The sequence below is a fragment of the Microbacterium sp. AG1240 genome (assembly GCF_003635115.1).
Taxonomy (GTDB): Bacteria; Actinomycetota; Actinomycetes; order Actinomycetales; family Microbacteriaceae; genus Microbacterium.
On record NZ_RBXJ01000002.1, the window covers coordinates 254,101 to 279,689 of the forward strand.

Annotated in this window: 18 protein-coding genes and 1 other RNA gene; 17 read left to right on the forward strand and 2 right to left on the reverse strand. The window is 70.2% G+C overall.

The features are described from left to right. The first annotated feature begins 75 nt into the window (after nt 1–75). Nucleotides 76–172, forward strand: an RNA gene (gene ffs, locus DEU34_RS09795) — signal recognition particle sRNA small type. A 7-nt stretch (nt 173–179) separates the two neighbouring features. Here the strand turns inward: ffs and DEU34_RS09800 are convergent. After that, nucleotides 180–881, reverse strand: a complete 702-nt coding sequence (locus DEU34_RS09800; protein WP_121150005.1) for an NUDIX domain-containing protein — start codon at nt 879–881, stop codon at nt 180–182. A gap of 121 nt (nt 882–1,002) precedes the next feature. Between DEU34_RS09800 and pta the strand changes: the two genes are divergently transcribed. The 8 genes from pta to DEU34_RS09835 all read left to right on the forward strand — a co-directional run bounded on the left by pta (nt 1,003) and on the right by DEU34_RS09835 (nt 13,233). Then, entirely contained in the window at nt 1,003–3,156 is a 2,154-nt protein-coding gene (gene pta, locus DEU34_RS09805; protein ID WP_121150006.1) for a phosphate acetyltransferase, read from the forward strand. Next, nucleotides 3,153–4,427 (forward strand): acetate/propionate family kinase, encoded by a 1,275-nt coding sequence (locus tag DEU34_RS16375; protein WP_220659942.1) that lies wholly within the window; start codon nt 3,153–3,155, stop codon nt 4,425–4,427. Before pta ends, DEU34_RS16375 begins: the two co-directional genes overlap by 4 nt. Nucleotides 4,428–4,501: 74 nt before the next feature. Further along, the gene (locus DEU34_RS16380) at nt 4,502–5,239 is read left to right on the forward strand and encodes an HAD family phosphatase (protein ID WP_220659943.1); all 738 of its coding nucleotides are present in this window, start codon (nt 4,502–4,504) and stop codon (nt 5,237–5,239) included. A 42-nt stretch (nt 5,240–5,281) separates the two neighbouring features. Next, entirely contained in the window at nt 5,282–7,819 is a 2,538-nt protein-coding gene (locus tag DEU34_RS09815) for a glycoside hydrolase family 65 protein (protein WP_121150007.1), read from the forward strand. Nucleotides 7,820–7,978: 159 nt separating this feature from the next. Continuing rightward, complete coding sequence (locus tag DEU34_RS09820) at nt 7,979–9,421, forward strand: ice-binding family protein (RefSeq protein ID WP_121150008.1); 1,443 nt, start codon at nt 7,979–7,981, stop codon at nt 9,419–9,421. Between the two features lie 49 nt (nt 9,422–9,470). Beyond that, nucleotides 9,471–11,690: a DNA polymerase III subunit gamma and tau gene (locus DEU34_RS09825; protein ID WP_121150009.1), complete on the forward strand. Its 2,220-nt coding sequence runs from the start codon at nt 9,471–9,473 to the stop codon at nt 11,688–11,690. A gap of 2 nt (nt 11,691–11,692) precedes the next feature. Continuing rightward, nucleotides 11,693–12,286 carry a recombination mediator RecR gene (recR, locus tag DEU34_RS09830; RefSeq protein WP_116647877.1) on the forward strand — a complete coding sequence of 198 codons (594 nt, stop codon included), beginning with the start codon at nt 11,693–11,695 and terminating at the stop codon, nt 12,284–12,286. Then, nucleotides 12,283–13,233, forward strand: coding sequence for a DMT family transporter (locus tag DEU34_RS09835; RefSeq protein WP_259460105.1), 951 nt, complete (start codon nt 12,283–12,285; stop codon nt 13,231–13,233). The genes recR and DEU34_RS09835 overlap by 4 nt, the downstream gene beginning before the upstream one ends. Nucleotides 13,234–13,251: 18 nt before the next feature. On the opposite strand, the gene DEU34_RS09840 is transcribed toward DEU34_RS09835, so the two are convergent. Further along, entirely contained in the window at nt 13,252–13,740 is a 489-nt protein-coding gene (locus DEU34_RS09840) for a hypothetical protein (protein WP_121150010.1), read from the reverse strand. Between the two features lie 176 nt (nt 13,741–13,916). Here DEU34_RS09840 and DEU34_RS09845 point away from each other — a divergent pair, with 176 nt between their 5' ends. From DEU34_RS09845 to DEU34_RS09880, 8 genes are all read left to right on the forward strand, one after another. Beyond that, nucleotides 13,917–14,468: a hypothetical protein gene (locus DEU34_RS09845; RefSeq protein ID WP_121150011.1), complete on the forward strand. Its 552-nt coding sequence runs from the start codon at nt 13,917–13,919 to the stop codon at nt 14,466–14,468. Further along, nucleotides 14,461–16,128: a serine/threonine protein kinase gene (locus DEU34_RS09850; protein ID WP_147424037.1), complete on the forward strand. Its 1,668-nt coding sequence runs from the start codon at nt 14,461–14,463 to the stop codon at nt 16,126–16,128. Before DEU34_RS09845 ends, DEU34_RS09850 begins: the two co-directional genes overlap by 8 nt. Nucleotides 16,129–16,300: 172 nt before the next feature. After that, nucleotides 16,301–17,368, forward strand: coding sequence for a phosphate ABC transporter permease subunit PstC (gene pstC, locus DEU34_RS09855; protein ID WP_121150584.1), 1,068 nt, complete (start codon nt 16,301–16,303; stop codon nt 17,366–17,368). Further along, nucleotides 17,365–18,858: a phosphate ABC transporter permease PstA gene (pstA, locus tag DEU34_RS09860; protein WP_220659944.1), complete on the forward strand. Its 1,494-nt coding sequence runs from the start codon at nt 17,365–17,367 to the stop codon at nt 18,856–18,858. Before pstC ends, pstA begins: the two co-directional genes overlap by 4 nt. Continuing rightward, entirely contained in the window at nt 18,855–20,480 is a 1,626-nt protein-coding gene (gene pstS, locus DEU34_RS09865) for a phosphate ABC transporter substrate-binding protein PstS (RefSeq protein ID WP_259460106.1), read from the forward strand. The genes pstA and pstS overlap by 4 nt, the downstream gene beginning before the upstream one ends. Before the next feature lie 209 nt (nt 20,481–20,689). Further along, nucleotides 20,690–23,284 (forward strand): hypothetical protein, encoded by a 2,595-nt coding sequence (locus DEU34_RS09870; protein WP_121150013.1) that lies wholly within the window; start codon nt 20,690–20,692, stop codon nt 23,282–23,284. A 68-nt stretch (nt 23,285–23,352) separates the two neighbouring features. Beyond that, nucleotides 23,353–24,474, forward strand: coding sequence for a substrate-binding domain-containing protein (locus tag DEU34_RS09875; protein WP_183042428.1), 1,122 nt, complete (start codon nt 23,353–23,355; stop codon nt 24,472–24,474). A gap of 32 nt (nt 24,475–24,506) precedes the next feature. Beyond that, nucleotides 24,507–25,568 (forward strand): WxL domain-containing protein, encoded by a 1,062-nt coding sequence (locus DEU34_RS09880; RefSeq protein ID WP_121150015.1) that lies wholly within the window; start codon nt 24,507–24,509, stop codon nt 25,566–25,568. Nucleotides 25,569–25,589: the final 21 nt, after the last annotated feature.

A 25,589-nucleotide genomic window follows, 5' to 3' on the forward strand; every position in this document is an offset into this window, starting at 1 on the left:
CCGTTACGCAAGCGTAACCTCTGGCCGCGGGCGGGGGCCGGGAGGTGCCTGAGTGCGATGTCGGTTAGACTCGTCCTCGGCTCTCCGCGTGGCGGCATCCAGGCCAACTCCCCCAGGACGGAAACGTAGCAAGGGTAACCAGGCTCTACCGGGTGCGCGGAGAGTCTTTTCTTTGCCCGTCAGCCGGTCGTCGAGTCGGTCGCTGCGTGCGTCCGGAACGGTCCGTCGAGTACCGCCCACTGCAGCAGCATGATCGTCTTCGCGTCCTGGATGCGGCCGTCGCGGATGCGGGCGAGTGCGTCGTCGATGTCGAGCTCGATCAGCTCGATGTCCTCGCCCTCCTCGGCGAGGCCCCCGCGGTCGCCGTCGCGCGATCCGCCGTCGTAGGCCGCCGCGTAGAAGTGCAGCCGCTCGGTCACCGAGCCCGGGCTCATGTACACGTCGAAGACGTGCGCGATCTCGCCGATCGCGACCCCCGTCTCCTCCTCCGCCTCGCGCCGGATCGCGGTCTCAGGATCGTCGTCGTCGAGGAGCCCGGCGGCGGTCTCCACCAGCATCCCGTCGGGGTGGTCGTTGACGTAGACGGGATAGCGGAACTGCCGGGTCAGCAGAACCGTGCGCCGCCCGGCGTCGTACAGCAGCACGGTCGCGCCGTTGCCGCGGTCGTAGGTCTCGCGCTGCTGGGTCATCCATTCGCCGTCGGAGTCCTGGTAGTCCAGCGTCGTCTTGCGCAGCACGTGCCAGCCCGACGCCAGCAGCTCCACGTCGCGCACGCGCACCCGGGGGTTGCGGTCGAGGTCGAGCCCCGTGCGGTGCAGGCCCGTGCGTCCGCGCGCGTCGGGAACGTCGGCACCGGGGCGTGCTGAGGAATCCGTGCTCACGAGGTGCTCCCGTCCGGCCCGCCGTTGCGATCGTGCGTGCGCCGTCTCACGCTACCGAGTGTTCTCACGAGGTCGAGAGATCCCCAGGTTCGCGCGGCCTGTCGCCGCCTACGCTGGAGTCGTGGCGCAGAGCATCTACATCACCTCGGCCGAAGGACACTCCGGCAAATCCAGCGTCGCGCTGGGCGTGCTCGACGCGCTCAGCCGCGCGACCCCGCGGGTGGGGGTGTTCCGGCCGATCGCGAGATCGACCGTGGAGCGCGACTACGTGCTCGAGATGCTTCTGGCCCACGACGGCGTCGATCTCGATTACGACGAGTGCGTCGGGGTCACCTACGACGACGTGCGCGCGGACGCCGATGCCGCTCTCGCCCGCATCGTCGAGCGCTACAAGGCCGTCGAGGCGCAGTGCGACGCGGTCGTGATCATCGGCTCGGACTTCACCGATGTCGGCAGCCCGGCCGAGCTCGCGTACAACGCCCGGATCGCCGCGAACCTCGGGGCGCCCGTGCTGCTGGTCGTCGGCGGGCGCGCGCAGCAGGGGCTCAGCGAGCACCTCGGTGCGAGCCTCCCCCGCACGCCCGACGAGATGGGGCAGATCGCCTCGCTCGCGCTCGTCGAGGTGGTGCACGAGCGGGCCGAGATCTTCGCGGTGATCGCCAACCGCGTCGACCCGGAGGCGCTGGATGAGACCGTGGCCGCCGTGAAGGCCGTGGCCGACGCTCAGCCGTTGCGCACCGCCGCTCCCGCGACCGGGATCCCCGTGTGGGCGCTCCCCGAAGACCGCTTCCTGATCGCCCCCTCGGTGCGCGGCGTGCTGCGCTCCGTCGACGGCGAGCTGCTCAAGGGCGACCCCGAACTGCTCACCCGCGAGGTGCTCGGCGTCGTCGTCGCCGGGATGTCGATGGTGAACGTACTGCCGCGCCTGACCGAGTCGGCGATCGTGGTCATCCCCGCCGATCGCACCGAGGTCGTGCTCGCCACCCTGCTCGCGAACGCGTCGGGCACGTTCCCCTCGCTCGCCGGGATCGTGTTGAACGGCGGATTCGCGCTCCCCGAGACGATCGACACGCTGATCGACGGGCTGGGCTCGTCTCTGCCGATCATCGCCACCGACCTCGGCACGTACGAGACCGCGGTGCGCATCATGAACACGCGGGGCCGGCTGGCGGCCGACTCGCAGCGCCGCTACGACACCGCGCTCGCGATCTTCGAGAAGCACGTCGACATCTCGGAGCTGACCCGCACGCTCGGGGTCGCGCGGCCGTCGGTGGTCACCCCGCTGATGTTCGAGTACGCCCTGGTCGAGCGCGCGCGTTCCGACAGACGGCGCATCGTGCTGCCGGAGGGCGACGACGACCGGGTGCTGCGCGCGGCGGCGACGGTGCTCGCGCGCGGCATCGCCGATCTCACGATCCTGGGCGAGGAGATCGAGGTGCGAAACCGCGCGATCGAGCTCGGGATCGACATCCGCGACGCGGAGGTGCTGAGCCCCTTCGACGCGGTGCACGTCGCGAAGTTCGCCACCGAGTACGAGCGCCTGCGCGCCCACAAGGGCGTGACGTACTCGCAGGCGGCCGACACCGTCACCGATGCGTCGTACTTCGGCACATTGATGGTGCATCTGGGCATGGCCGACGGAATGGTCTCGGGCGCGGCGCACACCACGGCGCACACCATCCGGCCCGCGTTCGAGATCATCAAGACCCGACCCGGCGTCTCGGTCGTCTCGAGCGTGTTCCTCATGGCGCTCGCCGACCGCGTGCTGGTGTACGGCGACTGCGCGGTGATCCCCGATCCGACGAGCGAGCAGCTCGCCGACATCGCGATCTCGTCGGCCGCGACCGCCGAGCAGTTCGGCATCGAGCCTCGCGTGGCCATGCTGTCGTACTCTACGGGGGAGTCGGGCACCGGCGCCGACGTCGAGAAGGTGCGCGCGGCGACCTCCCTCGTCCGCGACCGCGCCCCCGAGCTGCTCGTGGAGGGCCCGATCCAGTACGACGCGGCCGCCGACGCCGCCGTGGCGAAGGCCAAGATGCCCGATTCCGACGTCGCAGGACGCGCGACGGTGTTCGTCTTCCCCGACCTCAACACCGGCAACAACACCTACAAGGCGGTCCAGCGCTCGGCCGGTGCCGTCGCGATCGGCCCGATCCTCCAGGGGCTGAACAAGCCGATCAACGACCTCTCGCGCGGCGCCCTCGTCGACGACATCGTCAACACGATCGCGATCACCGCCATCCAGGCCCAGAGCGAGAAGGGGGATGCTGCGTGAGCGCGGTCCTCGTCGTCAACAGCGGTTCCTCCTCGCTGAAGTACCAGCTGCTCGATGCCGACACCGAGGAGGTGCTCGCCTCCGGTCTGATCGAACGCATCGGCTCGTCGACGGGCGCCGGCGGCGATCAGGGCATCGCCACGCATACGGTGACCTCCGCCGCGTTCCGGCGTGCCGAGTCGGCGCTCGCCGACGGCCCGGCTGCGGCGCCGACGGTGCTCGACGCCACGTCGACGATCGAACGCGCGATCCCCGACCACTCGGCCGCGTTCGAGGTCATGCTCGACGCCTTCGCCGAGTACGGGCCCACCCTCGACGAGCACCCGCCGGTCGCGGTGGGGCACCGGGTCGTGCACGGCGGAGCACGCTTCTTCGAGCCCACCCTCATCACACCCCTCGTCGAGATCAACATCGACGAGCTCTCCGTGCTCGCACCGCTGCACAACCCCGCGAATCTCGCGGGAATCCGTGCCGCGCGCAAGGCCTTCCCCGACGTGCCGCACGTCGCCGTCTTCGACACCGCCTTCCACCAGACCCTCGCCCCGGCCGCCTTTACCTACGCCATCGACGCCGCGCTGGCCGAGGCGCACCGCATCCGGCGCTACGGCTTCCACGGCACCTCGCACAAGTTCGTCAGCGAAGCCGCCGCCGCCTACCTCGATCGCCCGCTCGACGAGCTGAGGCAGATCGTGTTCCACCTCGGCAACGGCGCCTCCGCGACCGCGATCGACGGGGGCCGCTCGGTCGACACGTCGATGGGCCTCACCCCGCTCGAGGGTCTCGTGATGGGCACGCGGTCGGGCGACCTCGATCCCGCCGTTCTCTTCCACCTCGCCCGCCGCGCCGATATGTCTACCGGCGACCTCGACGACCTCCTGAACAAGAGGTCAGGCTTGCTGGGCCTCGCCGGGGTCAGCGACATGCGCGACATCCAGGCGGGGGTCGCGCGGGGCGAGGGCGCCGCCACCCTGGCCTGGAACGTGTACATCCACCGCATCCGCGCCTACGCCGGTGCCTACCTCGCCCAGCTCGGGGGTGTCGACGTCATCTCCTTCACCGCCGGGGTCGGCGAGAACGCGCCCGACGTGCGCGCCGGGGCCCTGGCGACCCTGGGGTTCGCCGGAATCGAGATCGACCACGAACGCAACGCGGCCCGCGGCCGCGGCATCCGCGTCATCTCCACCGATGCGTCGCGCGTGACCGTGCTGGTCGTCCCCACCAACGAGGAGCTCGAGATCGCCCGTCAGACCCTGGACGTGGCCCGCGCCTAAGCGGTCGCCGCGGGCCGCTACGCTGTACGCACGGCACGACGGAGAGCCGCCGCATCCGTTCCCCAGGAGGTCCCGTGCCCGACGACCGTTCCGCGCTGCCCGACCTCGCCGCCTACGAGGCGGTGCTGTTCGACCTCGACGGCGTGCTGACGCCGACCGCCGAGGTGCACATGCACGCGTGGCGGGTGATGTTTGAGAAGCTCTTCGCCGACTGGAACATCTCACGGCCCTACACCGACGCCGACTACTTCGAGCACCTCGACGGCAAGCGCCGCTACGACGGCGTCGCGAGTCTGCTGCGCAGTCGTGACGTCGAGGTGCCGTGGGGCGAGCCGAGCGACCCGTCCTCGGCCGACACCGTGAGCGGCATCGGCAATCGCAAGAACGACGTCTTCCGCGAGGTGCTCGAGAACGACGGCATCGCCCCCTATCCGGGCTCGCTCGCTCTCGTCGAGCAGTTGCGCGCCGCCGGAGTCCCCGTCGCGGTGGTGTCGAGTTCGAAGAACGCCGAAGACGTGCTGACCGCCGCCGGCATCCGCGACCTCTTCCCCGTCGTGATGGACGGTCTGATCGCCGAGCGTGACGACCTCGCCTCCAAGCCCGCGCCCGACGTCTTCCTCGAGGCGGCACGGATGCTGGGGGTCGACCCCGCCCGCTCCGCCGCCGTCGAGGATGCCATCAGCGGCGTGCAGTCCGCAGCATCCGGGGGCTTCGCCCTCGTGGTCGGCGTCGACCGCGGCACCGGCGCCGAGGCGCTGCGCGAGGCCGGGGCGACCGTCGTCGTCGACGACCTCGCCGCCTTCGTAGACTGACCCACCGAGGAAACCCGAATCTCCCTCACCGGAAGGCATTCCATGATCGATCGCGGTCGCTTCCCCGTCGACGAGTGGCGTCTCGTCGAGACCGAGGGGTCGCTCGACGACGCCGGGGTCACCGAGACCCTGTTCTCGGTCGGCAACGGTTACCTCGGGTTGCGCGGGAATCATCCCGAGGGGCGGTTCGCGCACGAGTCGGGAACCTTCATCAACGGGTTCCACGAGACCTTCCCCATCCGCCACGCCGAGCAGGCCTACGGCTTCGCCGAGGTCGGCCAGACGATCGTCAACGCGCCGGACGCGAAGGTGATGCGGGTGTACGTCGACGACGAGCCGTTGTCGTTCGACGTGGCCGACGTCCGCGAGTACGAGCGGGTGCTCGATATGCGCGAGGGTGTGCTCCGTCGGCGCCTGCAGTGGTGCACGCCGTCGGGCAAGCTCGTCGAGCTTGAGGACGAGCGCCTGGTGTCGTTCGACGAGAAGCACCTCGCCGTGCTGCGCATGACGGTGACGGTGCTCAACTCCGACGCCCCCGTCACGATCAGCTGCCAGCTCATCAACCGTCAGGACGGCGAGGGCATCTACGGCGGGCGACCGCCCGGCAAGGCCAAGGCCGGCTTCGATCCCCGCAAGCAGGACAAGCTCGAAGACCGAGTGCTGCAGCCCCTGGAGTACTGGCAGGACGGCGACCGCACGGCCCTGAGCTATCGCGTCGCCGAGTCGGGCATGACCCTCGCGGTCGTCGCCGACCACCTCATCGACACCGAGAACGACTACACCGCGCGCCGGCTGATCGAACCCGACATCGCCAAGAACGTCTTCCGCGTGCAGGCCAAGGCGGGCGTGCCCACGACGGTCACCAAGCTCGTGAGCTATCACACGTCGCGGGGCGTTCCCGCGGGCGAGATCATCGACCGCTGCCGCCGCACCCTCGACCGTGCCCAGTCGCAGGGCGTGGGTGCGGTGTTCGCGCGCCAGCGCTCGTGGCTCGACGCGTTCTGGGAGCGCTCCGACGTCGTCATCGGCGGCCACCCCGATCTGCAGCAGGCCACCCGTTGGTGCCTGTTCCAGCTCGCGCAGGCCGCCGCCCGGGCCGACGGTCAGGGTGTGCCCGCGAAGGGCGTCACGGGGTCGGGGTACAGCGGTCACTACTTCTGGGACACCGAGATCTACGTGCTCCCCTTCCTCGCGTACACGACCCCGCTCTGGGCGCGCAACGCGCTGCGGATGCGCTATCTGATGCTGCCGGCGGCCAGGAAGCGCGCCCACCAGCTGAACGAGGCGGGCGCGCTCTTCCCCTGGCGCACGATCAACGGCGAAGAGGCCTCCGCGTACTACGCCGCCGGCACCGCTCAGTACCACATCAACGCCGACGTGGCCTTCGCGCTGGCGAAGTACGTGCGCGCGACGGGCGACGTCGACTTCCTCGATTCCGAGGGCGTGGACATCGCGGTCGACACCGCTCGACTGTGGGCGACCCTGGGCTTCTGGCGGTCGAGCGACGGCGTCCACGACGGCGACGGCGACTCGTTCCACATCCACGGGGTCACCGGCCCCGACGAGTACACGACGGTCGTCAACGACAACCTCTTCACGAACGTCATGGCGCGCTTCAACCTGCGCTTCGCCGCCCGCACCGTCCGCGAGATGGAGGAGGCCGACTTCGACGCGTACACGCGGATGGTCGAGCGCCTCAACCTCGATCCGTCCGAGCCCGAGCTGTGGGACCGCGCCGCGGACGCGATGCACATCCCGCACAGCGATGCCCTCGGCATCCACCCCCAGGACTCGGTGTTCCTCGAGCGCGAGATCTGGGACCTGGAGCACACCCCCGCCGACCAGCGGCCTCTGCTCCTCCACTTCCACCCGCTCGTGATCTACCGCTACCAGGTGCTCAAGCAGGCCGACGTGGTGCTGGCGCTGTTCCTGCAGGGCAACCACTTCACGGCGGGGGAGAAGCTCGCCGATTTCGAGTACTACGACCCGCTGACGACCGGCGACTCGACGCTGTCCGCGGTCGTGCAGGCGATTCTGGCGGCCGAGGTCGGTTACCAGGACCTCGCGCTGGAGTACTTCCGGGAGTCGATCTTCGTCGACCTGGCAGACCTTCACAACAATGCGGCGGACGGCGTGCACGTGGCGTCGGCCGGAGGGGTGTGGACCGCACTGGTCTCGGGCTTCGGCGGTATGCGCGATCACTTCGGCGACCTCACCTTCGACCCTCGTCTGCCGGCCGCGTGGCCGTCGCTGTCGTACGTGCTGCACTGGCACGGCACCCGCCTGAACATCACGTTGACGGCCGACGCGATGACGGTGGAGGCGGGCGAGGGAGATCCGGTGGACTTCTCGGTGCGCGGTGTCGGGTATTCGGTGCACGGCGGCTCGACCGTCGTGGCGCCGCTCGACGGGCAGGGGCCGATCATCCCCGGGAAGCCCTCGATCCGGCAGTTCGCGGACGCACGGCGCGAGGACGGCTCGCTCCTGTCGGCGTCCGTGCCCACCGTCACCGCGTCCATCCCGATCGTCACCGACGATGCCGAGACCGTGGGGGAGCCGTCGATGGGCGTCGACGCCTGATCGGGTCGGCATCGTCGCCGCGGGATCACGCCAGCCTGTGAGATCGCCTGCGATCTATGAATTCCCTGAGTATTTGACGAGGCCCCCGCTAACGTGATAGATGACCCAGCTCGGGTCATTGTTCCCTCGCATTTCACGGGGGCTGATAAGGCGGTTCCCATGGGGACCCATACATTCGCACGCCGTCAATCCGTGGGTTCCCTGCGCGTCGCGCAATCGGCAGCCGTCGCGCTCATCGTGAGCGGCCTGGTGCTCGTGGGTCTCACGGTCGGCGGATCGAGCGCCGCGGCCGCGACGAGCGTCGGACTCGGCACGGCCGAGCCTTACGTCGTCCTCGGCGGTCAGTCGGTGACGAACACCGGCAACAGCACCCTCGACGGAGACCTCGGCGTCTACCCCGGCACGTCGATCACCGGCTTCCCGCCCGGGCAGGTCACCGGCGGTGGCACGATCCACCAGACCGACGAGAACGCCGAGCAGGCCCAGATCGACCTCGTCACGGCGTACAACGCCGCAGCATCCCAAGCCCCCGACGCCACCATCACGGCCGACCTCGGCGGCCAGACCCTGGTCGACGGCGTCTACTTCTCGGCCTCGACGGTCGGACTCACCGGCACGCTGCGCCTGGACGGACAGGGCGACTCCGGATCGGTGTGGGTGTTCCAGGTCGGTTCCGCCCTGACCACGGCCACGAGCAGCGTGGTGGAGCTCATCAACGGAGCCCAGGCGTGCAACGTGTTCTGGCAGGTGGGCTCCTCGGCCACCCTCGGCACCGACTCGACGTTCGTGGGCACCATCCTCGCGCTGACGTCCATCACGCTGAACACCGGCACCACCGTCGATGGCAGGGCGCTCGCCCGCAACGGCACCGTGGCACTCGACGACAACACGTTCGTCGATCCGGGCTGCGACGCCGGCGCGAGCCCGTCGCCCACGGTGACGCCGACGGTTACGCCGACCGTGACCCCGACGGTTACGCCCACGGTCACGCCCACGGTGACGCCGACCGTGACCCCGACGGTCACGCCCACGGTGACCCCGACGGTGACCCCGACGGTCACGCCCACGGTGACCCCGACGGTTACGCCCACGGTGACGCCGACGGTCACGCCCACGGTGACCCCGACCGTGACGCCCACGGTCACGCCGACCGTGACCCCGACGGTCACGCCGACCGCCACCCCGACGGTCACGCCGACGGCCACCCCGACAGTGACCCCGACGGCCACCCCGACAGTGACCCCGACGGTGACCCCGACGGCCACTCCGACGGTGACGCCGACCGTGACCCCGACCGCGACTCCGACGGTCACGCCCACGGTGACGCCGACCGCGACTGCGACGGTGACCCCGACGGTGACGCCGACCGCGACTCCGACGGCCACGTCGAACGCCACGCCCACTGCAGGGATACCGCTGCTGCCCACGTCCGGCCCGACCACCGGTGCACCCACCGGTCCGGTGGTCGACGGCGGCGGCATGCTCCCCGCCACCGGTAGCGACGGCAGTAGAGCGTGGATGCTGATGGGCGCCGCGGCCGCGTTCCTGCTCGGCGGTTCGATCCTCTTCACGTCGCGTCGCTCCACCTCCCGCCGAGGCTGAGGCAACCCCCTCCGGACGGTATGTCGGCGGCAGGTCGTAGGCTGGGTACGTGACCACAGCCCTCTACCGCCGCTACCGCCCGGAGGCGTTCGGCGAGATGATCGGGCAGTCGCAGGTCACCGATCCGCTCATGACGGCGCTGCGGGGTGACAGGGTCGGCCACGCCTACCTGTTCTCCGGCCCGCGCGGGTGCGGCAAGACGACGTCCGCCCGCATCCTCGCCCGGTGCCTCAACTGCGCAGCAGGCCCCACCGACACTCCGTGCGGTACCTGCGACAGCTGCGTCGAGCTCGGGCGGGGCGGTGGCGGTTCTCTCGACGTGGTCGAGATCGACGCGGCCAGCCACAACGGCGTCGATGACGCGCGAGACCTGCGCGAGCGGGCCATCTTCGCCCCGGCGCGCGACCGGTTCAAGATCTTCATCCTCGACGAGGCCCACATGGTCACGCAGCAGGGTTTCAACGCCCTGCTGAAGCTGGTCGAAGAGCCGCCCGACCACGTGAAGTTCATCTTCGCGACCACCGAGCCCGAGAAGGTGCTCGGCACCATCCGCTCCCGCACGCACCACTACCCGTTCCGGCTCGTACCGCCGGCGGCGATGCTCGAGTACGTCCAGGAGCTGTGCGAGACCGAGGGCGTCTCCGTGCAGGCCGGTGTCCTCCCGCTCGTCGTGCGCGCCGGTGGAGGTTCACCCCGCGACACCCTCTCGCTGCTCGACCAGCTCATGGCCGGTTCCGATGTCGGCGCCGACGGCGCGGTCGAGGTCGCCTACGAGCGCGCCGTGGCACTGCTGGGCTACACCCACGCCGAACTCCTCGACGAGGTCGTCGACGCGTTCGGCGTTCGCGACGCAGCCGCCGCGTTCGCCGCCGTCGATCGCGTCATCCAGACCGGACAAGACCCGCGACGCTTCGTCGACGATCTGCTCGAGCGTCTTCGCGACCTCATCGTCGTCGCGGCCACGGGGCAGGGCGCCGGGTCGGTGCTGCGCGGCATCTCGACCGAAGAGCTCGAGCGCATGACCCGTCAGTCGGGTCTTTTCGGCACGCAGCGTCTCTCGCGCACGGCCGATCTCGTGGTCACGGCGCTCGACGAGATGACCGGCGCGACATCGCCGCGTCTGCACCTCGAACTGCTCGTCGCCCGCGTGCTCGCCGACGCGGGTGCCGCGCCCGCGTCTGCCCCCTCTCCCGTCGCGGCACCGGCGGTGGCCGCACCGGCTGCTCCCGCATCGGCGCCGCAGGCCCCCAGGGCGCACGCGCCGGCACCCGCGCCGGCCGACGTCGGTCGTCCCGCCGCCACCGCACCCGAACCGGTGGCGCCGCCCGAGTCGTTCAGCGAAGCCGAGCCGCCCGCCGATCAGGAGCCCCCGACCGATTCCGACGCGCCGCCCGAGCCCGAGGGCGAGTTCGCCCCTCCCGCCGCGGCGGGGCCGCTCACGGTGCAGCGCCTACGTGACGCCTGGCCCGAGGTGCTCGCCCGACTCGAATCGATCAGCCGCACCTCGTGGTTGATCGCGTCCGGTGCGCGGGTCGCGGCTCTCGACGATGACGTGCTCACCCTCGCATTCGCCAGCGCGAACGACATCGCCGCGTTCAAGAAGCGCACCGCCGGAGCCGGTCCGAGTGAAGACCTCCGTCAGGCGATCATGGGGGTGCTCGGCATCCGCGTGAAGTACATCGCGAAGCACGAGGGCGATGCCGGCGGCCCCGGCGACGCCGGTCCTCCCGCCTCGCCGCCGCCCGCGCCCGACCGTCAGGTGCGCGAATCGCCTGCAGCGCCCCCCGCTCCGCGATCGAGCCCGGCGTCCGCGCCGTCGGCGGCCGCGCCCGTGACCGACTGGGCGGTCGCGCCGATCCCCACCACGCCCGAGGCCGATCCCCGCACGTCGTCGCCGTCCGCGTCATCGGGCCCGCGCACGTCCGCCGCACCCGGCGTACGTGCGGTCGGTCAGTTCCCGGTCGACGACGAGCCCGAAGAGGCATCGTCGGTGCGGGTGGCCACGCTCGAGCCGGTGCGCGACGGGTCGGTGCTCCCCGATCGCGACGTCGAGGCATCCGCCGTCATCGACGACGACCCCGAAGACGAGTTCCCGCCGCCCGACGACGCGGTCGACGCTCCGGTGCCGCCGGTCGTCGCGCCGCGTATGGCCCCGGTCGTGACCTCGCGCGGCGGCGTGCAGCGAGTGGGGGAGGCCGTCGTGCGCCAGGTGCTGGGCGCGACGTTCGTGCGTGAAGAGCCGTTCGAGTCGCCCACGAGGTTCGTCTGATCATGTACGACGGAATCGTTCAAGACCTCATCGACGAATTCGGGCGCCTGCCCGGCATCGGGCCCAAGTCGGCGCAGCGGATCACGTTCCACATCCTGCAGTCGCCGTCCTTCGACGTCTCGCGCCTGTCGATCCTGCTCGGAGAGGTGCGCGACAAAGTGCGCTTCTGCGAGATCTGCGGCAACGTCTCGGAACAGGATCGCTGCGGGATCTGCCGCGACCCTCGCCGCAATCCGACGCTCATCTGCGTCGTCGAAGACGCGAAAGACGTCGCGGCCATCGAGCGCACCCGAGAGTTCCGCGGTCTGTACCACGTGCTCGGCGGGGCGATCAGCCCGATCGCCGGCATCGGACCCGACGACCTGCGCATCACCTCCCTGATGCAGCGCCTCGCCGACGGAACCGTGCAAGAGGTGATCCTCGCGACGAACCCCAACCTCGAGGGCGAGGCGACGGCCACCTACCTCAGCCGTCTGCTGCACACGCTCGAGATCCAGGTGACGCGTCTGGCGTCGGGACTCCCGGTCGGCGGAGACCTCGAGTACGCCGACGAGGTCACCCTCGGTCGGGCGTTCGAAGGACGACGCACGCTGTGACCCCGGCGCCGGTGGCCGGGTTCCCGACCCGATTCACCGCGCGTGCCTGGTTGCTGTTCACCGCCATGGCGGTGCTGTGGGGCATGCCCTACCTCTTCATCAAAGAGGCCGTCGACTCGCTGTCGCCGCCGGCGGTGGTGTGCATCCGCACGCTCGGGGCGGCGCTGCTGCTCCTGCCGTTCGCACTGCGCGGCGGCGTGCTGGGGGCCGCCCTGCGCGCGTGGAGGTGGGTGCTGGTGTTCGCCCTCCTCGAGATGGCGGGCCCGTTCATGCTGCTCGCGCATGCCGAACAGACGCTCCCCTCGGGGATCACCGGGCTGCTCGTGGCGACCGTGCCGCTGTTCGGGGCTCTCGTCGCCTTCACGCGAGGCGATCGCACCGCCGTACGCCCAGCGCGGCTGATCGGACTCGGCCTCGGCTTCGCGGGCGTCGCGGTGGTCGTCGCCGGCCCGGGACTGACTCTCGGCGACGGCCCGCTCGGCATCGTCGCGATCGGCGAGGTGCTCCTGGTCGCCGTCTGCTACGCCATCGCGCCCTTCGTCGTCGCGAAGCATCTCCGCGACGTGCCCGCGCTCGGGTCGATCACGCTCTCGCTTCTCATGGTCGGCGTCGGCTACCTCCCGATCGCGCTCCTCACCACCCACAGCATGCCGACGACGCGGAGCGTCGCGGCGGTCGCCGCTCTCACGGTGCTGTGCACGGCGGTCGCCTTCCTGGCCTTCTTCGCGCTCATCCGAGAGGTCGGGCCCGCTCGTGCCCCGCTCTTCACCTACGTCAACCCGATCGTGGCCATCCTGCTGGGGGTGGTCGTCCTCGGCGAGGCGCTCAGCGTCGGGCTGCTCGCGGGCCTCCCGTTGATCATCGTCGGATGCTGGCTCGCCGCGACCGGAGGGTCGCGCCGCGTGCGGCGTCGCAGCGGCGAGATCCCGCCCGTCGCACCCGGCTGAGCGCGCAGCATCCGCTCGTCAGCGGAGCACCTCGACCAGTGCCACCCACGACACGACGATCGCCGAGACGATCGCGACGATGCAACCGACGGCCGCGATGACCAGTGCGGTCGACGGGTCGAAGAAGACCGTCACGCCGGAGGCCGCGTACGCCGCGATCGGCACGAAACCCAGAGCCGACTTCAGCACCCGGGCATGGTCGTCCGGATCCGGATCACGCGCGATGACCGCCGCCGCGTGTGCCTGGAAGGCGCCCGCGCCGAAGGTGGAGACGAGCACGACGGCCCCGTACGCACCGGCGGGGATGCCGGGGATCAGCGCCGCGCCCGCGACGACGATCGCGAGGACGAGTCCGGCGATCGCGGCGGCGAGACGGGACGTGATCGTGGCGGCCTTCACGATCTGAGCGATGTTCACACTCGAGGCGACGATCACGAGACCCGCGAGCGCGGCGGTGGCCCCGACCATGGCGACGTGGAAATCGGTCCACCCCTCGAGCGCGTCCATGCTCGGATGCTAGCGCCGACCCCCGATCGACCGCGACGCACGAGACGATCACCCTTCGTATACCGGTCGGCCATCTTTCGATGTGTCGCCGTACATGACGTGCGGCCAGCTTCGAGCATCGACGGTTCTCGAGGATCTCAAGGGGAGTTCTCAGAAGGCCGCGCGATAGGACCACAGTGAGCGACGCGCTCCCACGACGAACGGCCCATGCCGGCCGCATCGTCTTCGACACGTTCCGGTCGGCGTACGACCCGATGCTCAACTCCTGGCTCGTCTTCCGCGCGCAGATCCTTCGGGAGGTGTTGACCGTGCCGGCCGATGTGACGGCGGCCGACACCGACGGGCGCGAACGCGCTCGGGCGGGCCGCTTCGGCGTGTGGCGCATCCTCGCCACCAACAACCGCGAACTCGGCCGAGGCTCGGGGCTGTTCCCGACGCCGTCCGAGGCACTCGCCACCGTCGAGGTGCTCCAGCGCGAGGCCGTGTCGCTCGTGGCCTCCGTCGTGCGCGGCTCGACGCCCATGACGCACGGGTGGGTGCTGCGCCGCGGGGGCGAGGCCGTCATGACGTCGTCGCGGTGGTACGAGTCGGCGTCCGAGGCTGCCGCGGCAGCGCGGGCCGCGCGCGCGGTGCTGGCGACGGCGTCGATCGCGACGGGCGTCAACATCGGCACGCAGTCCGGGCGGCGCCTGCGGCGTGCCATCGCTCCCGTGAACCAGATTGTCTGACGCGGGCGACGGCGCGATGACCGACGGGCTCGTCGCCGGGCGCTTCCGAGTGCTCGGGCTCCTCGGGTCGGGGGCGACGGCATCGGTGTACGACGCGCTCGACACCCGCGACGGCGGGCGCGTCGCGGTGAAGGTGCTGCATCCGCACCTCGCCGCGCGGCCGGAGATGCGGTCGGCGTTCCTGCGGGAGGCCGAGCGTGTGGCGGCGCTGTCGCATCCGGCTCTGTGCGGCGTCGTCGGGTCGGGGTCGGACGACATCGGCGCTGAGGGCGAGACCTGGACGGCGTGGCAGCTCGCACCCGGGCTCACCCTCGGCGAGCAGGTGCGCGAGCGGGGGACGCTCGCGGCGCGCACCGCCGCGGACGTCGGCGCGAGGGTGCTCGACGGGCTGGCGGTGCTGCACGCCGCGGGGCTCGTCCACCGCGACATCTCGCCGTCGAACATCGTGGTCGATGTGGACGCGGCGGGGCATCTCCGCGATGCGCGCATCATCGATTTCGGGCTGGTGGACGAAGCGGGCACGACCACGCGCGGAGGCGACGTGCTGCGCAGCGAGGACGGCGACGGCGTCGTCGGCAACCTGCACTACGCGGCTCCCGAACTCCTGCGCGGCGAGGGCGTGGGGCCATCCGCCGATCTGTACCAGCTCGCCGGGGTGCTCTACTTCGCCCTCGTCGGTTCGCCGCCCTTCGCGCGGGAGTCGGCGGAGGCGACCATCCGCGCGCACCAGAGCGCGGCCCCGCCGACCGTATCGGTGCGGGTCGCCGGGGTGCCGGTCGCGTTCGATCGCCTGATCGTCCGGGCCATGCTGAAAGACCCCGCTGCGCGATTCGGTTCGGCCCACGAGATGCGCGACGCGCTTTCGTCGGCCGTGGCCTCGCGCAGCAACGCGGTCGCGGTGCCGATGGAGCGTACGACGCGCACGCGGGTGTTCTCTCCCGCCGTGAGCCCGGCCGTCGATGCCGCCCAGTACGCGTCCGGCGACCCCGAGGGCCGGGGAGGATCGCCGTGGTTGTGGGGCCTCGGGCTCGTCGCGGTCGGACTCGTGGTCGCCGTCGTCGTCGCGCTGTCGTCGGGGACCCAGCCGACCACGGCGCGGGAGACGCCGGCCGCCGTCGTATCGAGTCCGGTCTTGACCCCATCGCCCGCTGCTCCGACGCCGATCGTCGAGACGCCGCCTCCGCCCGTGATGGCAGTGGTCCCCTCGCTCGAGGGGATGGACGCGGATGCGGCGGGCCGCGCGCTCGCGGCGGCCGGCCTCGCGGTGGGCGAGATCGCGAGCGTCGACTCGGTGAGACCGATCGGCACGGTTCTGGCGAGCCGGCCCGCCGTCGGTACGACCCTGGCGGCCGGCGGTTTCGTGGCGCTGACCGTGGCGAGCGGGGCGAACGCCGTTCCCGACGTGGTCGGTGCTCCCGAGCAGTCGGCGATCGACGCCGTCGTCGCCGCGGGCTTCGTGCCCGTCGTCACCCGGCAGGGCAGCGGCGCACCCACCGGCACGGTGACCGCGGTTCAGCCGGCCGGTTCCACGAGTCTTCCTCTCGGGGCGACCGTATCGCTCGTGGTGGCCGCGCCCCTCCCCGCACCGTCGCCGACCGCCCCTCCGGTCACGCCGACGCCGACCCCGACCCGCACGCCGACACCGGGGGCCACGCCATGACGCCCCGCGCTCACGACCGCGACAGCCGTCCTTCTCCGACTCGTCGGGGGTTGTTCACCTTCGATGCCCACGATGGCGAGGATCCGGCCGGAACCCGCCGCCGGTCGTTCTGCTCAGGAAGCCCCATGAGACGCGCTTTCCCCCTGCCCTCGCGCACGTCCGAGGTATGCGCATGACGAATGTCGGCTCCGACGACCTCACGCGGCTGCTGACGCCGACCGAGCCCGAACGATCGTCCGACGCGGATGCTGCGGATCAGAAGCCCAAGATCGCGGCGCGCTCGCTGAAGGCCGCGCCCTCGGTCTCGGACTCCATCTTCCGCTCGGGGTCGTTCCTCGCCGGCGGGATCACGGTGGCGATCATGCTCGCGGTCGGATTGTTCCTGACCCTCCGCAGCGGTGAGGCGCTGGGAGTCGCGGGGCTGTCGTTCTTCTGGACGCAGGAGTGGTCGCCTGAGACCGGCCAGTTCGGCATCGTCGCCGTACTGTTCGGCACCGTCTCGATCGCGCTGGTCGCGATGGCGTTCTCCGTTCCGCTCGCCCTCGGAACGGCGCTGTTGATCTCGGAGATCGCCCCGCCTCGCCTGAAATCGATGCTCATCACCCTGGTCGACCTGATGGCCGCCGTGCCCAGCGTCGTGTACGGCCTCTGGGGGGTCTTCTTCCTGCAGGAGGCGGTCATCCCGGTCGCCCAGTGGATCTCCACCTACTTCGGCTGGATCCCGGTCTTCGCGGTCACCGATCCGGACGGCGCGCGGCTCACCGAAGCGGGCGCCTTCACCTCCTCGGCGTTCATCGCGGGAATCGTCGTCGCACTCATGGTGTCTCCGACGCAGACCTCGGTCATGCGCGAGGCCTTCTCGCAGGCCCCGGTGGGAGAGCGCGAGGGGGCCCTCGCTCTCGGCTCGACGCGATGGGGGATGATCCGCACGGTCGTGCTCCCCTTCGGGCGAGGCGGCGTCATCGGCGGCACCATGCTGGGCCTCGGACGAGCTCTCGGCGAGACGATCGCCGTCTACATGATCATCTCCCCGATCTTCACGATCAACTGGGAGCTGCTCAGCAAAGGCACCAACTCGATCTCCGCGCTGATCGCCCTCCGTTACGGCGAGGCGAGTCAGTTCGGGCTCTCGGCGCTGATGGCCGCCGGTCTCACCCTCTTCGTCATCACCCTCATCATCAACTTCACCGCTTCGTCGATCGTCGCCCGATCGCGTTCCGGTGCGGAGAGCGACGGATGACCGTGACCATCGACACCACCACCACCACCGTCATCGATCCGCTCGAAGCCCGATGGAGCACGCGTGACGACGGTGTCGCGACCGACCGGATCGCTTCGGCGCCGCTGTCGTCACCGGGCGGAACCTTCCGCCCCGATCCGGGGGACGCTCCGATCGGCCCCCGCCGCCAGATGCGCGGGACCCCCGCCGAGGAGCGTTTCAACCTTTTGGGGGCGCTCGCCGCAGCACTGGCGGTGGCGACCCTGCTGTTCGGCTGGCTCACACCGATGACGGGCGCGGTCGGTTGGGCTGTGGTCGCCTACCTGTCCTTCATCGCGATCTACGCGCTCCTGATCATCCTGCGGGCCGATCGGCTCGAGGTGGCCGACCGGGTGATGACCGCCCTGCTGTACAGCGCCGGGGCGATCCTCCTCGCCGCGCTCGTGTTCGTCGTCGTCTTCACGGTCGTCCGGGGCATGCCGGCCCTGTTCTCGACGTCGTGGCCGTTCATCCGTTTCACCTTCTTCTTCGAGACGATGCAGTATGCGGGTCCGCTGGACCCGCTCGAGGTCGGCGGGATCGCGCACGCGATCGTCGGAACCCTGATCCAGATCTCGATCGCGCTGCTCATCTCCGTGCCCCTCGGCATCGCCACCGCCGTGTTCATGAACGAGATCGGCGGCCGCTTCGCCCGTTTCGTCCGGACGATCTCGGACGCGATGACGGCGCTGCCCTCGATCGTGGCCGGCCTGTTCATCTACGCCGCCATCATCACGCTCATCACCCAGGAGCGCTCCGGCTTCGCCGCATCCCTCGCGATCACGGTCATGATGCTCCCGATCATCATCCGCGCCTCCGACGTCGTCCTCCGGCTCGTCCCCGGCAACCTGCGCGAGGCGTCGTACGCGCTCGGCGCCTCGCGGTGGCGCACAGTCTGGACCGTCGTGCTCCCCACGTCCCGTTCCGGCCTCGCGACCGCGGTGATCCTCGGGACGGCGCGTGGGGTGGGGGAGACCTCACCCGTGCTCCTCACGTCGGGCGTGACCGCGGTGATGAACGTGAACCCGTTCTCGGGGGCGATGATCTCGCTTCCGCTCCAGGTCTTCGACATGGTGAAGTCGCCCGAGCCGACGATGATCGCGCGGGGGTTCGGCGCTGCCGCGACCCTCATCGCCCTCGTCCTCGTGCTCTTCGTGATCGCTCGCATCGTCGGCGGGAAGGGGCCGGGCCAACTGAGCCCGCGTCGACGCCGGGCGCGCGCGGCCGCGTCGCTCGCCGACCTCGAGCGGATCGAGAGCGGGGCTGCTGTGAGGTCGCCCATCGAGACCGCCGTGTTCGCCCCTGTCGCCACAGGCGCACCGGTCTCGTCCGAACCGCAGCCGCTGGAGGCGTCCGACGAGCACGACGTGCCCGATACGCCCTCCGATCCGACGGTGACCTCGCACGACATCACCGACGTGATCCGACCTGAATCCACCGACACCCCCGACACCCCGAAGGAGCGCTCGTGATCCGCCGACGTTTCCGTCCTCTCGCGACGGCGCTCGTCGCGCTGCTCGTCTCGACCGCCGCCGTCACCGGCGCCACGGCATCGGCGCAGGCCGCAGACCCGTACGCCAACATCTCGGGTTCGGGATCGACCTGGTCGCAGAACGCGCTGGACCAATGGCGGCGCAACGTGCAGTCGAACTACGGCATGACCGTCGACTATCGCGGGCTCGGCTCCACCGCGGGTCGCGGTGACTTCATCAACCGCACGGTCGATTTCGCGATCAGCGAGATCCCCTTCCAGCTGCAGCCCACCGAGTCCGGGGCGCAGCCCGAGAAGCCGACCGCCGGTAGCTACGCCTACATGCCGATCGTGGCCGGTGGTACCGCATTCATGTACAACCTCAAGATCGGTGGCAAGCGCGTCACCAACCTCCGCCTGTCGGGCGCGACCGTCTCGAAGATCTTCGCCGGTCAGATCACGAACTGGAACAACCCCGAGATCCAGGCCGACAATCCCGGCCTCGCGATGCCCGACCGGGCGATCCAACGCGTCGCGCGCTCCGACGGCTCCGGTTCCACGGCGCAGTTCACCATGTGGATGTCCAAGCAGCACGGAGACATCTGGACGACCGGCATGACGTCGCAGTTCCCCGGCAACGTGGGGGCGACGCTGCAGTCTGGATCGCTGGGTGTGTCGGGCTACGTCAGCCAGGGCTACGGAGAGGGAGCGATCACCTATGTCGAGTACTCGTACGCGGTGAAGTCGGGCTTCCCCGTCGCGAAAGTGCTCAACGCGGCCGGCTACTACATCGAACCGACCGCGTCGTCGGTCGCGGTTGCGATGTTGAAGGCGCAGATCAACACCAACAGCAGCTCGCCGGACTACCTGACGCAGATCCTCGACGGCGTCTACGGCAACACCGACCCGCGCACCTACCCGCTGTCGAGCTACTCCTACATGATCGTGCCGACCGTCGAAGGTGGCACGTTCACCGCCGACAAGGGACGCACCCTCGGAGAGTTCGCCCGGTACGTGTTGTGCGAGGGGCAGCAGCAGGCGGAGCAGCTCGGCTACTCGCCGCTGCCGATGAACCTCGTGCAGGCCGGAGCGGAGCAGATCAAGCGCATCCCGGGTGCGCAGGGCTCGGTCGTGGACATCAACAAGTGCAACAACCCGACGTTCCAACCGGGCGACTCCCTCGACAACAACCGACTCGCACAGACGGCGAAGCAACCCGCCGAGTGCGATCGGCAGGGACCGAACCAGTGCACCACCGGCACGGCCGGAGCCTCCGATACCGACACCGACGTCACCGGGTCCGGCAGCGGCGGCTCCGCGGCCGGGGCGGCCGCAGCCGGAACGGCCGCGGCAGCGTCGGGAGGTGCGGCCGCCGCCGATCCGGCTGCGGTGGACGCCGCCGCGGTCGGCGGAGACGCCGTGTACGACGCCAACGGGGCGCTCGTCTCCGGCTCGGTCGCGGGCGGTCGCACGGCGGTGTCGTCACCGTTCACGATCCCCGATCCCGTCTGGGGCGGCCCACAGCTGCTGATGCTCGCGGCCGCGATGCTTCTGCTCGGGTCGATCATCCTGCCCCCGGTGCTCTCTCGACGGCTCCGCGGGGGCGGGCGCAAGACGGGCTGACCCCCTGCCGCACACGGTGACGACGTCACCGTCGATCGGCGTGTAAAAAGCCCGGTCGCAGGCCAGAAATAAGTCGCTCGACGCGCCGCGTCAGCACGCCATGATCACGCGGTACGTCGTTGACGGATCGTTCATCTGAACGTCATGACCCGCCCATAATTTCATCGCTGTCGGCAGTCACCCGCTGCCGCGAATTCGTAGGAGAACCCTTGCGTACGGCTGCACCCGAACGTCGCGCGCGGCGAGGCCTCGTCTCCGGCCTCACCGGCGTGCTCATCGGCGGTCTCGTCTTCACGGCGATGACCGCCGGCGGTCTGGCGACATCGCCGGCGACCGCCGCGGCCGACGCCGAGGTGGATCTGCGCCCGGTCACGGTCTCCGCGGCCGAGTACTACGCGAAGAGTCCATACGGCGGCTCTGCCGCCGAAGGCGCCCCCCTCCCCGATCTCGAGATCACGGTGTCGCAGACGGCCGGTCTGACCGCACAAGGCATCGAGATCGCGTGGAAGGGCGGCAAGCAGTCCAGCCAGCCGAGCACTCAGGTCGGCGGAGAGAACTTCCTCCAGTTCGCGCAGTGCTGGGGCGACGACCCCCTGAACCCGGGTACGCCCGATCGCACGACGTGCCAGTACGGCGGCACGGGAACACCCGGGACCGGGCGCGTCGGAAGCCGCCCGTTCGACCAGGAGATCCCCGCGCAGGATCGCTACTACACCGTCGCCGGAACCGACCCGAACAATCCGGCCGAGACCGCGATCCCCTTCGTCTCCTCCACCTCGCGCGACGGCGTGAACGACAGAGTCGAGCGCATCGCCAATGGCGCGTACGTCGAACCGGATCGGTCGAAGCGCGCCGACCTGAATCAGAACCAGTTCATCTCCCAGTACACCTCCAACGAGGTCTCGTGGGCGGGCTCCGGCGCCAATGGAGAAGGCAGCGCGAAGTTCGAGGTGCAGACGGCCGTGCAGTCTCGCGGGCTCGGCTGCGGACGCAGCACGCAGGCGTCCGACGGAACAGCGGCGGCGCAGTCGTGCTGGCTCGTGATCATCCCTCGCGGTGCGGCCGACAATGGTGAGAACGCCATCACCCAGCCAGGAGTCTTCTGGGACAGCTGGCGGCATCACATCGCGGTCAAGATGGATTTCCGGCCGATCGGGAGCAGCTGCGAGATCGGGGCTCCCGAGCGCCAGGTCGTCGGAAGCGAGCTGCTCGCCAGCGCGGTCTCCTCCTGGCAGCCCAGCCTGTGCACGGGCGGGGGCGACATCTACAACATGATCACCGGCACCGAGTCCGACGCCGTGACGGCGGCGAACGCCGCGACCGGCTCGGCACCGCTCGCGCTCACCTCCCGTCCGTACTCCGGCGAGGACGCCGATGACTTGATCTACGCACCGGTCGCGCTGTCCGCCGTGACGGTCGCCTTCTCGATCGATCGATTCCCCGACGGGTCGAAGGCGTCGGACGAGGAGCAGGCGCGCGCGGGTCTGCCGTTCACCTCGATGAAGCTGACCCCGCGTCTCATCGCGAAGCTGCTGACGTACTCGTACGTCGATTCGCTTCCGTCCGAGACGGCCAAGGATCACCTCGCGGGCAACCCCCGCAATCTGTTGTTCGACGAGGAATTCCTCGAGATCAACGACCCCGAGTGGAGGAGCCAGGCCATCGCGGGGATCGGGGTGTCCGACATGCTCCTCCCGCAGGGGCGCTCAGACGTCGCCCTCGCTCTGTGGAACTACGTGCTCGCGGATGCTGATGCCCGCGCCTTCGTGAACGGCGAGCCCGATGCGTGGGGGACGAAGGTCAACAAGTACAGCTCCACGAACGCCGAGGTGAACCCGAGCGGCGCGCTCATGCTGCCGGCGGACAACTTCCCGAAGGCCGATCCGACCAAGCGCGAGGCGATCGCCGGCGGTGCGGGCGAGCTCAACCTCATCACCTGGCGGCCCTACACGAACGATCTCGACACGTCCGGGTATCTGGCCCTGCGCGGCGACGCCCAGCTCGTGGACCGGTGGGATGCGCTCGCCGCGCCGCCGAGGTACCTGCGGGTTCCGCGCAGCCTCCAGGGGAGCCAATCCGTCATCGCCCTGACCGACAGCGCAGCCTCGGAGAAGTATCAGATCGTCACGGCCGCGCTCGAGAATCCGGCCGGCGAGTTCGTCACCGCCTCCACGGGGGCCATGACGGCCGCCGCGGGGGCCATGACCTCCTCGACCGCCCAGACCCAGGTGCGCGGGTTCGATGTGTCCTCCGACGCGGCACGCGCCGCGACGGGCGCCTACCCGCTGACGATGCCCGTCTACGCGGCGGTGAACCCCTACATGAGCGACGCCGACGCCCGGTCGAGCTATGCCGACTTCATCCGCTACGCCGTCGGGTACGGCCAAGTGCCCGGAGTGCAGGTGGGGCAGCTTCCGGTCGGGTACGCGCCCATCCCCGAATCATGGCGGTCCCAGTCGATCATCGCGGCGAACGTCATCCAGGGCGGACTGACGCGGTCCACCGCCCCGCGGCCGAACGGCAGCAACGGCAGCGGGGGTGCCGGTCCCGCGAGCGGAAGTATGCCGAGTGCGGCCACCAATGCCGCGCCCTCCGTCTCGGGCGCCGCGGCGTCGTCGGCCTCCGCGACCACCGACACCGGGCCGACCGCGTCGGGGGCCGTGGCGGGGGCGCTCGCGGGGGCGCAGACCCCCGCCGACCCGAGCAGCGGCGGTCTCGGAACCGTGCTTCCTGTGAGCCTCCTCGCCGGGCTCATGAGCGCGGCCGCCGTTCTGATCATCCCCCGACTCCCGCGTCGCACCTGACGTGGACACCCGACTCTCCTCTCCGCATTACCCGTATGCATTACTCATCACACACAGTTAGGTATCCAGTGAAGCTCAAGAAGATCGCCGCGCTCGGCGCGGCTGTCGGCCTCGTCCTTTCGGGCATCGGCCTTGCCTCCACCGCCTCGGCCGAGCCGGTGTCGAACAGCTATGTGGCTGTCGGCTCCGACACTCTGCAGGACGCGATGAACGCGCTGACCAACGGCACCAACGCCTCCGGCTCCTACGTCCGCATCCTCGCGGACGGACAGACCATCGGAAACTTCGACGCGTTCGGCTCGCCCGCCATCCAGACGAAGTCGGGCGGCCCGTTCTTCGCACGCCCGAACGGCTCGAGCGCCGGTCGCGACGCTCTGCGTCGTTCGATCGACGGCGCCAACTGGTCGGCGTCGGGCAACACCACGCCCGCTCGTTCGATCACGGGCCAGGTCGACATCGCGCGTTCCTCCAGCGGTGCGGGCACGAACGCGAACGCCGAGGGTCGCCTCCTCTACGTGCCGTTCGGCCGCGACGCGGTGGCCTACGCCTACAAGGGCGGCAACGCCGAGTGGGCCAACCTCACCGCTGCCCAGCTCAAGGGCATCTACGAGGGCACGATCACGTCGGTCGGCGGCGCGACCATCAAGCCGCGCCTGCCCCAGACGTCGTCGGGCACCCGCTCGTTCTTCCTCGGCGCGATCGGCGTCACCAACCCGTCCGGTGTGGCCGACGCCTCGAACACGACGGTCCCCGAGAACGACGCGACCATCCTCGGCGACGGCGAGATCATCCCGTTCTCGGCCGCCAACTGGGTCGCGCAGGCCAACAACGTCGCGAGCGTCAACACCATCGCCGCCTCGACGGGCGTCTCGCTGGGCTCGCCCGTCAGCGGCGCGACTCCCTTCACCGGGACGGCCCCGTCGCTCGTGCCGAACGCCGCCTTCTACTCCAACACGACCTTCGGTCGCGACACCTACCTGATCGTCCAGCGCGCCCGCGTGCAGTCGAGCTTCACCTACAGCGGCGCCCCCTCCTACGACCCGGTTCTCGCGAACCTCGTCAACTCGGCCTCCATCACGAGCCTGACCTCCTTCAGCCTGTCGCCGCTGGCGGCAGGTTCGGTCAAGCGCAAGTTCGGCTTCCTCGCCCCCAGCTCGACCACCCCTGTCGCCGCGTACGCGCAGGGCTGATCGGCACTGAAACGACTAGGACACACACACTCATGTTCAAGCTCACCACCGTCAAGGCCGCCGTCGTCGGCGCCGTCGCGGTCGCGCTGATCGGAGGCGGAGTCTCCTCCGCGTCCGCCGCGATCACGCCTTCCGGCTCCACCTCCGCCTACTACGTCTTCGACGCGGCCACCGAGGCGCTCGTCGCCGACGGCGCGCCGATCGCGTTCGACCAGCTCGTCGCGGGGTACCCCAGCGACTCCGGCTTCTCGAACTACGACCAGATGTTCACCGGCCCGGCTGCGGCCAGCGAGGTGTACGTCTTCGTCTCGCCGCGCGGCGACGAGCGCGACACCTCCAAGTGGCTCGGTCGCCAGATGAACGGCTTCAACGACCCCTCCGCCAAGACGGTCCTCACGCCGGCGATGCTGCTCAACAACCTGGCGGGCTCGAACTACGCGTCGGTCAAGGCGAACGGCGGCACCTTCTCGGCGGGTATCGCCTTCACGTCGAGCTACGGTGTGACCGTCGAGGACGTCTCGTTCGTGCACATCACAGTGCAGCCCGGCGGCAGCTGGAGCTACGTCGCTACCGAGGACGACGCGACCGGCCCCGTCGACCCGACCGATCCCAGCACGACGGGCGAGATCGATCTCGAGGCGACAACCATCGCCCCGACCGACGGCAGCCTGTCGCTCGTCGTCCCCGCCGGCGCGAAGGCGACGTTCGGCGAGGCCACCCTCGTCAACGGCAAGTCGACCTCGATGGCGTCGCTCCCCGAGGTCACGGTGAACGACGAGCGCGTCGTCTCGCGCAAGGGCTGGACCCTGACGCAGTCCGTCGCCGACTTCACCAACGGCACCGCGACCATCGGTGCGACCAACCTCGGTGTCGCCCCCAAGGTGAACGCCACCGGCACCACCTCGACCGGTGTCTCGCCCGCTGCGGCGCAGGCCGCCGGCGCGGCGACCTACCCCGCCCCGTTCGCTCAGGCGGCCGCGGGTGCGGGCGTCGGCGTCACGAAGCTCGGCGCCGACCTCACGCTGGTCGCGCCGTCGGACGCTCCGGCGGGCACCTACACCTCGAAGATGACGCTCACGCTCGTCTCGAAGTAGGCCTCCCCACGCGGGGGCGGC

Bases quoted from the DNA above. Each gene is read 5' to 3' on its own strand.
- DEU34_RS09815 (WP_121150007.1), top strand. From the start codon at position 5,282: ATGATCGATCGCGGTCGCTTCCCCGTCGACGAGTGGCGTCTCGTCGAG.
- DEU34_RS09820 (WP_121150008.1), top strand. From the start codon at position 7,979: ATGGGGACCCATACATTCGCACGCCGTCAATCCGTGGGTTCCCTGCGC.
- recR (WP_116647877.1), top strand. From the start codon at position 11,693: ATGTACGACGGAATCGTTCAAGACCTCATCGACGAATTCGGGCGCCTG.
- DEU34_RS09840 (WP_121150010.1), bottom strand. From the start codon at position 13,740: ATGGACGCGCTCGAGGGGTGGACCGATTTCCACGTCGCCATGGTCGGG.
- pstC (WP_121150584.1), top strand. From the start codon at position 16,301: ATGACGAATGTCGGCTCCGACGACCTCACGCGGCTGCTGACGCCGACC.
- pstA (WP_220659944.1), top strand. From the start codon at position 17,365: ATGACCGTGACCATCGACACCACCACCACCACCGTCATCGATCCGCTC.
- DEU34_RS09880 (WP_121150015.1), top strand. From the start codon at position 24,507: ATGTTCAAGCTCACCACCGTCAAGGCCGCCGTCGTCGGCGCCGTCGCG.